At 58.3% G+C, this 10,939-nt stretch carries 7 protein-coding genes; 4 read left to right on the plus strand and 3 right to left on the minus strand.

Annotated elements, in window-relative coordinates:
- Nucleotides 1–104 precede the first annotated feature (104 nt).
- Nucleotides 105–3,026 carry an FG-GAP-like repeat-containing protein gene (locus RISK_RS14265; protein WP_047815068.1) on the plus strand — a complete coding sequence of 974 codons (2,922 nt, stop codon included), beginning with the start codon at nucleotides 105–107 and terminating at the stop codon, nucleotides 3,024–3,026.
- Nucleotides 3,027–3,644: 618 nt separating this feature from the next.
- On the opposite strand, the gene RISK_RS14275 is transcribed toward RISK_RS14265, so the two are convergent.
- Together RISK_RS14275 and RISK_RS14280 are read right to left on the minus strand one after the other, a co-directional pair.
- On the minus strand, nucleotides 3,645–4,076 hold the full coding sequence (locus tag RISK_RS14275) for a peptidylprolyl isomerase (RefSeq protein WP_047814974.1): 432 nt from the start codon (nucleotides 4,074–4,076) through the stop codon (nucleotides 3,645–3,647).
- A gap of 81 nt (nucleotides 4,077–4,157) precedes the next feature.
- Entirely contained in the window at nucleotides 4,158–4,751 is a 594-nt protein-coding gene (locus RISK_RS14280; RefSeq protein ID WP_047815069.1) for a hypothetical protein, read from the minus strand.
- Between the two features lie 371 nt (nucleotides 4,752–5,122).
- On the opposite strand from RISK_RS14280, the gene RISK_RS14285 reads away from it, so the two are divergent.
- Entirely contained in the window at nucleotides 5,123–6,148 is a 1,026-nt protein-coding gene (locus RISK_RS14285; protein ID WP_047814975.1) for a glutamine synthetase beta-grasp domain-containing protein, read from the plus strand.
- A gap of 250 nt (nucleotides 6,149–6,398) precedes the next feature.
- On the plus strand, nucleotides 6,399–6,587 hold the full coding sequence (locus tag RISK_RS14290) for a hypothetical protein (RefSeq protein WP_047814976.1): 189 nt from the start codon (nucleotides 6,399–6,401) through the stop codon (nucleotides 6,585–6,587).
- A gap of 260 nt (nucleotides 6,588–6,847) precedes the next feature.
- Here RISK_RS14290 and RISK_RS14295 read toward each other — a convergent pair whose 3' ends face one another.
- Nucleotides 6,848–8,095, minus strand: a complete 1,248-nt coding sequence (locus tag RISK_RS14295; protein ID WP_047814977.1) for a DUF1559 domain-containing protein — start codon at nucleotides 8,093–8,095, stop codon at nucleotides 6,848–6,850.
- A 443-nt stretch (nucleotides 8,096–8,538) separates the two neighbouring features.
- Between RISK_RS14295 and RISK_RS14300 the strand changes: the two genes are divergently transcribed.
- On the plus strand, nucleotides 8,539–10,701 hold the full coding sequence (locus RISK_RS14300) for a mu-protocadherin (protein WP_173442670.1): 2,163 nt from the start codon (nucleotides 8,539–8,541) through the stop codon (nucleotides 10,699–10,701).
- The last annotated feature ends 238 nt before the right edge of the window (nucleotides 10,702–10,939 follow it).

The following is a 10,939-nucleotide window of genomic DNA, read 5'->3' on the forward strand; positions in this document are numbered from 1 at the left end:
CCATTGCGATTGGTTTCTTGCTAGGACTCTGCGTGGGTTGCCCCAGCTCCACCCCGTCCATTGACTCTGGCCAGGAATCCACGGTCAAACGCCCGCTGGGTCGCATGCGAGTTTTGGGACGCACCGGCAAATGGGACGAGGCTTGGAACCTGCGTGACGCGGTGCTGGAAAAACACAGCGAGGATCCCGAAGCGATCACGTTTGTGGCTCGAGTCGCGCACCAAACCGGCCGAGCCAACCTGGCCGCCGACTACCTGGCGCAAGCCAGCCGAGTCGAGAACTACGCTTCGCCTAAACGCGTCGACGAGACGCTGATCGCGATGATCTCAGCCGGTCGAACTCACGATGCGATGGCATTCCTAGAACGAGTCGTGACGGCTCATCCGGATCGCCACGACACCCGAAGGATGCTGTTTGACCTCCAGATGGGCACGGAAGAACGCGACGCAGGGCTGCTCAACGGACAAAGCTTGATCCGAGATCGTCAGTTCGACCTGGAACTGCTGATGACGATGACCGACACCGAGATCCGGTCGATGGATGCCAAGCCGCTGGATGAAATGGTGGCCCGCAATCCGGACGACCTTCGTCCCTTGATTGGCGCGGCTCGATCCGCGTTGGACCAAAATCTGTTTGATGAAGCCCGAGAGAGCCTGGACAAGATCGTCCAGCGCCACCCCGATTACGCGACCGCCGCAGCCATGCGTTCGCTCTTGCTGGCCGAACAAGCGGACTGGGAAGAACTGGAATCATCGCTGGCATCAATGCCATCCCAAGTGACCCAGCGACGACACTTTTGGACCGCAATGGGCATGTGGGCCGAAGCCACCGGCAACCTTGAGGCGGCCGCCAAAGCCCACTGGAGAGCCACCCAGACCGACCCCGACATTTCGCGATCCTGGTTGGACCTGCAACGTGTCTTGCAATCCGATCCGCCGTTGGGAGTCGAACCAACCGTCGTCAAAGCCATCGGCGACCGAGCCAAACAACTCAATCGATTCAACCAACTTCGCCGACGCTTCGACCGGTCCGGCCGAATCTCACGATCGGTGATCGCTGAAATGGTGAGCGTCGTGAAAGATCTGGGCCGCCCCTGGGAAGCCGAAGCCTGGATCTCCATCGGCATGCAACTCCCCGAAGATGATTCGGTCGACCTGAAACAATTGCGTCAGGACTTGGTCGCTCAGCTTCGTCGCGACACACCTTGGCAAGAGGTGCAGAACCATCCGGAGCTGAAACTGGATCTTTCGGATTTCACATTCCAACCCTCCCTCGAACGATTCCTACAACGACAAATCAAAGAACAGGAGTCCGAGCCCGATCCATTGCGAAACCGAACTCCTGCCGCCGAGATGCCCCAAGCCGCCAGCGACCAAGTCCAACCGATTGAGTTGGTCAACGAAGCCCAGCAACGAGGCGTTTCATTCTTGGCAGCGACGGGCCAAGACCTCGACCAGCCGGGAATCAGCCTGCATCAGACGCTCGGCTGTGGTGGTGCAACACTGGACTTTGACCTGGACGGCTGGAGCGATCTGGCACTGGTGACCGCCGGTGGCACGCCACCGCACAAGGATTCACCGCCGAATGTTTTGCTTCGCAACGAGAATGGAGTCTTCGTCACGGCACCGGAATCGGCCGGCGTGAACGATCGCGGGTTTGCCCAAGGAATCGCGGTCGGCGATCTCAACGAAGATGGCTGGCCCGATTTGCTGTGCACGAACTACGGACCCAACGTGTTGCTGATCAATCAAGGTGACGGAACCTTCGTCGATGAAACGGCCAAATGGATGGACCAACCTGACGAAACACGTTGGTCGACGGGCGCCGCGTTTGCCGACCTCGATTCCGACGGATTGACCGACATGGTCGTCCTGAATTACTGCGAAGGATTGGATCCTGTCACGTTTGTTTGTGGCGACGGGTCCGACGAACCCGCCCGGTCCTGTTCTCCGATGCGATTCCGTGGAGACCAAGACCAATTCTTTCGGACTCAGCCGCGCGGAGGCATTCAAGACGTCACGCAGGACTGGAACGTCCTTGCCACTGATCCCGGTCGGGGACTTGGCGTCGCCATCGGTCGCTTTGAAGATCGACCGGGCAATCAAGTCTTCATTGCCAACGACATGACCAGCAACTTTTACTGGTCACCCTCGCCAGGTGATACGAACAGCAACTGGTCCGAGTCCGCCTTGCCTCGCGGGCTGGCCGTGGATGGTCGCTCCATCGCGCAGGGTTCGATGGGCATCGCGGTCGACGATTTCAATCAGGACGGAAAGATCGACTTCTACGTCACCAACTTCGACCAGGAATACAACACGCTGCACCTGCAAACCGGCCCTGGCAGCTATCGCGACTCCACCATGGCAGTGAACCTGGGCTCGGACACGCTGCCCTTGGTTGGCTTCGGAACCACCTCGACAGACCTGGACGGCGACGGGCAGAACGAATTGATCGTTGCCAACGGCCACGTCGACATCTTCCAACGCGATGACTTGTCGGAGGACCCCTCTCAGTCGTCCGCTCGCCGCAGTCTCTACGCTCAACCGGCGCAGATCTTTCGCCATGGATCCGATGGCCGATTTGAAACGGCACCCATGTCGGGCGAGTACCTTTCCCAGCCCCATGTCGGGCGCAGTTTGTGGACGATCGATGTCAACCGCGACCTGCGACCTGATCTGATGGTGACCCATCAAACCGAACCGGCTGCGATGCTCGTCAATCACACCGCTTCCCAATCCCCCAAACTGAAGATCCGAGTGGCTGGCACAGAGTCGTCTCGCGATGCGATCGGCACTTGGATCACCGTGACGGCAGGCGACTGGCAACGGAAACACTGGGTCATCGCCGGTGGAAGTTACTTCAGCAACGACGAAGCCGCCTGGACCCTGAGTTGCCCGGATTCTGCCGACGACGTCACGGTTGAAATCCGATGGCCAAACGATCAACCACAAACGTTCCAGGGCATCGCAACGAACTCGGAATGGTTGATGGTCCAGGGCCAGCCCAACGCGATTCAGCTTCCCTGAGCCGCCGAGAAGAGGTTGTGCCGTTTTATTCCACCCTCCCTTTGGGAGGGTCGGACCGCTTCGGGTCGGGGAGGGTTACGCGCTGGTTCCGATGCTCGACCCTCCCCTCGCTTCGCTCGACCACCGACGGACATGCCCGCGTCGCCACTCTCCCTCCCGCCGTGGCCGATGGCCACGGCGGGAGGGAGAGTTTTTCAGGGGGGCTCGTTTACCGGGGGTACCATCTGACATCCCTACCGGGATGAAGAAAGACAGAAGCCGGAAGAAAAGTTGCATCCGCTATCAGAGCACCAACAGCAAACATTTAGCAGTCCAGGAAAAACGTCCCGAAACGACAGACCACCAAGTCCGTCGATCGCCCCCCATCACAACCCGAACGCGTCAGCGAGGTACCCCACGGAATCCCCCCACGACGGCCCCGTCCGGGGCGGCGTACTGTTGGCCGCCATCGGTCTCGGGCTTCCGCCCCGAGCTAACGACGGCGGCCCCATCCGGGGCGATGCTGGGCAACCTCGCCCGCGACTTCGAAACAGCACAAAAAAACCCCGGTGAACTCACCGGGGTCGCTTTGATTTTGAGATCATCCACGACGCGGAAAACGCCAGGAATGAATCGCATTCACTCTTCGGTGACGCGAACGGTCTTCATCTTGTCGCCTTGCTCAATCGCATCGACGATGTCCTGGCCTTCGATGACCTTGCCGAACACGCTGTGTCGGTTGTCGAGGTGAGGCTGGGCTTCATGCGTGATGAAGAACTGCGAACCGTTGGTGTTCGGCCCCGCATTGGCCATCGACAAAACGCCGGGACCATCGTGCTTGAGATCGGGATGAAATTCATCTTCAAACTGGTAACCGGGGCCACCGCGACCGCTGCCTTCGGGGCAGCCGCCTTGGACCATGAAGTTGGGGATCACGCGATGGAAAACCAGCCCGTCGTAATACTTCTTCTCGCAGAGCGTTTCAAAGTTTTCAACGGTCTTGGGAGTTTTGTCGTCAAACAATTCGATGCGAATCGTTCCGCGATCGGTATCAAATGTGGCAACTTTCATCGGTCACTTTCGTCAAGGTAGTAAAAACGGTTCGTTGGTTGATTTTGATTGGGACCCCAGTTCCATTCCGGCAACTCGAGATCACAAATCGAGCGAAGATTCCAATTCACGAAGCTCTCGCTCGGTTTCGTCTTCAAAGGTCGTGTCGTCCGTCTGCGTTTCGTCGAGACGGGGGATGCTGGGCACGCTGGGAACGCTGGCGGACTGATTCGACGGGTCGAGTTCTTTGCGAGTCCCATCGGGCAGGATCAGGACGGCTTTTTCCACCCCGCCATCGGATCCCACTTTGACAGCGGCCTTGGCAGAGCCAGTGGTGCCTTCCAAGTCAAACACGATGAAATCGGGGTTCTGTTCGGCTTCGTTGACCGTTTCGCTGAAGTTCATGGACATCGATTCGATCGAACCGATTTCCTCGGTGACCTCGGGCATGCGATTCAAATCTTCTTTGACGGGTTCGAACACCACCGCCAAACCGCCAACCTTGGACATCGCGTACCAGCTGACTCCACAGCAAACCACCAACGACAGAAAACCAAGCCCCAGGACGATCGCCAGGATCATGGGCCACTTTTTCTTGGCCGGCGGTGGAACGCCAGGCCCACCGACCACTTCGGGAGTCAGCGGATTTTGATAGGCCCGATTCGGGTCAAATGGGTCGTTTGGTGTACTGGACATGATTCCCTTTTCGCCCACGCGATGGTGAAGATTCTTCCCTGACGAGCCCTTGACGAACGCCGTGGCCACGGTGACGGAAAGAGCTGGTCCGCAGCCTTCCCGCTCCCGTCACAATCATCCGTGTCGTGACAGCACGCACATTAAACCCAAATGCCGGTGGATTTGGTACCGCCCCAGAATCTTGGTTTTCGGAGCATTGGTAAATCGATTCAATTCGGGTATTTTAGGGAACTGTTGGCTGCATCTGACGCAAACTGAGTCGTTTGTTTTCAATTGCTGCGGTTGGGTAGAACCGTTTGTCTGACAGTTTCATTCTTTAGTTCTGGCAAAATCGCCAAGAGCGCCCGAAAGTCTTTAGGAGACACGCATCCATGACCAAGTGCAAATTGGAATACATCTGGCTCGACGGCTATCAACCGACCCAGAGCATGCGCAGCAAAACCAAGGTTGTCAGCGACTTCAGCGGCAACGTGGAAGATGCACCTGTCTGGTGCTTTGATGGCTCGTCCACCGAACAAGCCCCCGGCGGTGCCAGCGATTGCTTGCTGAAACCTGTTTACTGCGTTCCCGATCCAGATCGTTTGGGCACCGGATTCTTGGTGATGTGCGAAGTGATGAATGCTGATGGCAGTCCTCACCGTAGCAACGGGCGTGCAACCATCCACGACGACGACAATGACTTCTGGTTCGGCTTCGAACAGGAGTACACGATCTTCGATCCGGAAACCAAAAAGCCAATCGGCTTCCCTTCAGAAGGCTTCCCAGCCCCTCAAGGCCCTTACTACTGCTCCGTCGGTGCTGGCAAAGCAGTCGGTCGCGAAATTGTCGAAGAGCACCTGGAACTGTGCTTGGAAGCTGGCCTGAATGTCGAAGGCATCAACGCCGAAGTCATGATGGGTCAGTGGGAATTCCAAATCTTCGCCAAGGGCGCCGCCCAAGCTGGCGACGAGATCTGGCTCGCCCGCTACTTGCTGGATCGCACCGGTGAAAAATACGGCATGGAAATCAACTACCACTGCAAACCAGTCAAGGGCGACTGGAACGGCAGCGGCATGCACGCCAACTTCAGCAACACGACCCTCCGGACGTGTGGCAGCAAAGAAGTTTACGATGCGATCTGCCAAGCCTTCGAGCCTCGGATCACCGAGCACATCGATGTCTACGGTGCTGACAATGACCAACGTTTGACCGGTTTGCACGAAACGCAATCGATCGACAAGTTCAGCTACGGCATCTCGGACCGCGGTGCATCGATCCGCATTCCAATCGCCACCGTCGAAAATGGCTGGAAGGGCTGGTTGGAAGATCGTCGCCCCGCCTCCAACGCGGACCCATACATGGTTGCCAGTGCGATTATCGCAACGGTCAAGACGGCCAACGTGCCCGCCGGCGTCTGATCGACGTCCCCGGCCCAGGCTGCTGAGCCGATTCAATTGTGAGCGACTGAAATCGCAACGCTCGAATCCACTCGAACTCTCGATGCCGAGTCACCCAGGTGACTCGGCATTTTTCATGCGCCGACATCGGGCGTCATGCCACTCAGCTTTCACTCAGAGCAACACGTCCCGTGCGCGAAACAGTTACAATACAAGCGCCGCGTCCACGTAGTTGACGCTTGTCCTTTTTACGTTTGTTACTGGAGCCCCCATGAACGTCTTGAACCTCCGGCGAGCCCTCGCTGTCCTTTGCTGCCTCACACTGGGCACCGCAGTTGGCTGCCCCTCGCAACCCACCACCGCGTTGGAAGACGCTGACCAGTCGGCGATCGACGCCTACCAGGCTGAACAAGAGAAAGACCTCGCGTCGATGGACGGTACCCTCGAAACCAAACCGTAACCAACGCTGTTTGAAGCCCGAGCGACTGGGATTCCATCCCTGTCGCTCGGGGTCAAGACGAAGGAACGGTTCATCAATCCGTTTTGGCGGAATGGCGTGAGCCACCTGGTCGTTGCTGGAGGACTCGGGTCGTTCCGTTGACACTCTCAAGACCGAAGTTGTTTCCGAATGATTCCTAAAAAAAGCCGGCTTCACTCAAATGAGCGAAGCCGGCTTTCGTTGTTCCTCAGCACCTTGGTTCGAAGGTTGCTTCGTGAGGGTCAAAACTCTTGGTCGATGATCTCACGACCACCCTTGGTTCCCATCGCTCCCCAAACGCCATACGGGCTCTTGGACCCTGGCTTCGCGGTTGCCATCGAGGCGCTTTGCCAAACCATCTCGTGGTTTTGGTTCCCGGCCTCAATCGAGTCCGTTATGAACTTGATCGCTCCATCGCCCATCAAAATATGGGCGCCACCTTGGTGACGGCTCGATGGCGGGAACATTCCCGTTTGCCCCGCGTTGTTGCCACCACAGATCGCTGCATTCGGCGGAGCAATGGTGTGGATTCCGCTGAAATTAGGACGAAAATCGGCCCACTTGTAACCGCGGCCACCATTCACACCTTGGATCGAAGTTGTCGCAAGCCAAAACTGTGGACGTTCTGGGTCAATCTGGTTGTTCTCCACGCAGTAATTGGGGTTCAGCCGAACTTCATTGGGTGGGTTCCCATTGATCGACTGGATCCCACGCGTGTCCCGATCACCAAGATCCGTGAGCATCTCTGCCATCGCAACCGTGTTGGACAATCCATCCAAGACATCTCGGAATTTGGAAGTCGTGTGAGGAACGAACATACCTCGGTCAGCAGCACGCGAACGCTGCGCCCAGCCGCTGTTGTTCACCTTTTCGCCACTGGTCCCATCGTGTGACTTGGTCCCACGGACCGACCACTCCATCGAATCCCCCAGACAGGCGCCGTAGTTCGTGCGTCCTTGGCCAGGCAAACCTTGGCCAGGATCGCTCGGACAACGGAGCGTTGGCATGTTCGTCATCCAGGGGCGATATTGCAAAAACTCGACCGCTGGCCCCATCGCGGGCCAAGGTACGGTCAGCGGTGTATTCAGGTCCAACGCGTTGACCAGGCTAGGGTTGCTGATTTCTTCCCACAGCCCCTGCTGTTCGACGAAAGGAGTCAGGCCTACCAGCATGCTCAAACGCCAAGCGTTGGCATCGCCATAGTTTGTCCACCAATTGGTCGTCACACCAGTGTTTCCAAACGGGGCGGCACCTCCATCTGTCCCACCCGTTCCGACCCCATGAATCGGCAGCTGGTTGTACGCCGAGTGGTAATTGTGAATTGCCAAGCCCAATTGCTTGAAATTATTACTGCAGCTCATTCGACGAGCTGCTTCTCGGGCGGCTTGCACGGCTGGCAGCAGCAGCCCCACCAAAACGCCAATGATGGCAATCACCACCAAAAGCTCTACCAAAGTGAAACCCTTTGGCTGGACACGAAAACGCTTCATAACAAAATCTCCCTAGAACAAAATGAAAAATCACACACTCATCTCGAGCAATGCGATGCGTTCCCATCTTAGGGATCCCGCCGGCAGCGGGTACACAAACATCCTGTAACAAAACCAAATTTTCGAGAGATTCCCCACCAGAGAAATCCATCTAGGCGACTTCTCGCCCCATAAACACCCCCCAGGGAGCTGCCCCTAAACACCCCGGCGAGAGCATGCAAATCGAATTCAGCTCTGCAATCGGCTGCCATTCACGAGGCTCCCATCACCCGACTCAGCGTTTCAGACGGAGCATCCAAGTGTCTTGTGTTTTCACCCCACATCGGGCTTTACCTCGATCAGCAATCGCCGGTACGATTTGGCGTGAAACCCGATGGGCTGCGATGTGAATCACTCGGAATGTGCTTCCAAGCCCACAACTGAACACAGCAAAGGATTGTGCCATGGGTGGCGCTGTGACGTTATTGTTGGTCGCGACGATGGGCATCACCTTCGGATGGACTCCGGATGGTGCCGATGGGGTGAAATACATCATCCAAGTCCCGCCAGACCAACTCGATCAACTCGAGCGTGTGGGTGAAATCACCAGCACGATCTCGCCCGAAGTGCGGGGACGAGTCAGCGAAATCGTGATCCGAGTTGGCACCGGAAGTGTCCCTCGCGAGACACCTGCTCATTGGAACCAAACCAATGCGTCGCATCCCTCCGGGGTTTCGCAGGTGGTCTCGGACGAGAATGCGCTCCGCAGTCTGCCAATCGCCTCGGATGATCGTCGGCCGATTCCGATCCCGATGACATCGAACTCGACGCAACCAAGAATCATCCCTGGCAACGTCAACTCACCCAGCGTCACCCGGTTGATGAAACCTCAATCCGGAGGCATGAATCTTCCCGGTGGCTACGAACCTCCCGCCCCAACCACCGGACCTTCGACCAGCGGTTTCAACATGCCGCCCTCATTGGCGCAAGGCGGCGCTGCATCCACCCCGGGCACAGGCGTCCCCAACACGGGCGCTGCCAACACAGCGTCACTCAACGACACGCTCCGCGCTGAAGCGGAAGCCTTTGCAGAGGCCACTCGGCGGAACCTCGGTCTGGGCATGCCCAGCACAGCGAGCAATGACCCGGCGGCGGCCTCGCGTGCCTCGTCGACGACCGTCGCTCCGCCCCCGTTCACCGGAGGCAACACGGCCTACTCGGGCACCACCAATCCCAACGCTGCGAACCCCTACACGGCGAACCCCGGAACATCCAATCCAGCCACCATGGATCGCTCCGCCCGAAACGGCGGCCCGTCGACCGCACCCACGTCCGCATCGACCGGATCGAGTGCGCCGCCTTGGCCCAATGATGACGATGACTGGTACGCACTGGGCAACCGTCCCGCTTCGCGTCCCTCCACCGCCCCTGCCACCAACCCGACAAATGGCTCCTTGGCCTCGGATCCTGGCGCTGCACCACGCACCGGCGCAGATCCAAGCAACCGAAACAGCCCCAACTCAGCCTTCAACACTGGCAATTTCAACCAAATGCCCGGCGGCCTGGGCGGACAAAATCCCTTCGGCCAAACAGCATCGGACTCCCTCGCCACCCCCTCGTCTCGACGTGACACCACCTACGCGACCTCCTCGCAAGGCGACGCCAACACGATCCAACGCTACGAATACGATCCCAAGCTGACTCCAGCCGAAGCGGACCGTTTGCCGCCCAATGGCTGGTCATTCAACACCGCGGGCATTCCCGTTGACCGAGAAGGCTACTTGCTGAATGCCTACGGCGAGCGAGTTGATCAAAATGGCCGGCCTCTTTCGAACTCGGCCTACGCCAACGAGAGCAACCGTTCCAACCCAAGCCTGGCCAGCAATCCCACCCCCAACCGTTCCCAGTCCTCGGGCATGCAGTCCAACGGCGCGCCGACCAACGGGAACCCGGGTTACGGCGGCAACGCGACCTACGCCAGCCAACAGGGCAGCAATCCAGGTCAGACCAACCAAGGCCAAGCCAATCCAGGCACCCATTTCCCCAACTACGCGGCCCCCAACACCGGGAACTCAAACACGGTTCCTCCTAACACTGGGAACCCAAACACCGGACCGCTCTTCGCCAACGGCCAACAACCCGCCGCCCCCATGCCCAACGCCGGGCAACCCCAGTCCCAGTACCCGTACGGTCAGAATTACACACCGCCCCAGATTCCCTACGCACCGACGAATTCCAATCCTGCCAACCCCAACATCAATCCGGCGACGGGTTATCCCTACCAATACGTCAATTTCACGCCCAACGCCAACAACCCTGGCGGAGTCGCCAGCAACACCTCTGCCTCGGGCGGCACGCAACCAGGAACTTCCAATGCAGGGCCTCCGCCCGGCAGAGGGGAAGGTTCCTTGGACGACAAAGACGCCCTCGGCAGCGCCATCAGCCAAGACCCACGTGCGGACCGAGAAAAGGTGGCCACCCAAACGCTCTTCAACGCGCTGCTGCTGGTCTCTTTCGTCGCCAACCTCTACCTGATGTACTGGCTGAATGTCCTGCGTTTGAAGTACCAGGAAATGGTGGCAGCGAAACGGGCCGCCGCGAGCGCCAACTCAGCCGCGGTCGCCTGAATTCCCGCCCTCCCTCGAGGTCGTGCTGTTTTCAAACGCTGTGCCAGTAACGCCTTGAGAACCCCGCCCGTTGCAAACGGGCTTGTTGATCGAGGACGTTTCGCAGATTGAGCGATCAGCCGATGGGCGTTCGCCTGGACTGCGACATGTTTGGTGTTGTGGAACGTATTCGTTTGCGCAAGTTTTCATCCCGGTAGGGATGACAGAGAGTAGCCGTCGGTAAGCGATAGCGCCACCG

Source organism: Rhodopirellula islandica, from assembly GCF_001027925.1.
Lineage (GTDB): Bacteria > Planctomycetota > Planctomycetia > Pirellulales > Pirellulaceae > Rhodopirellula > Rhodopirellula islandica.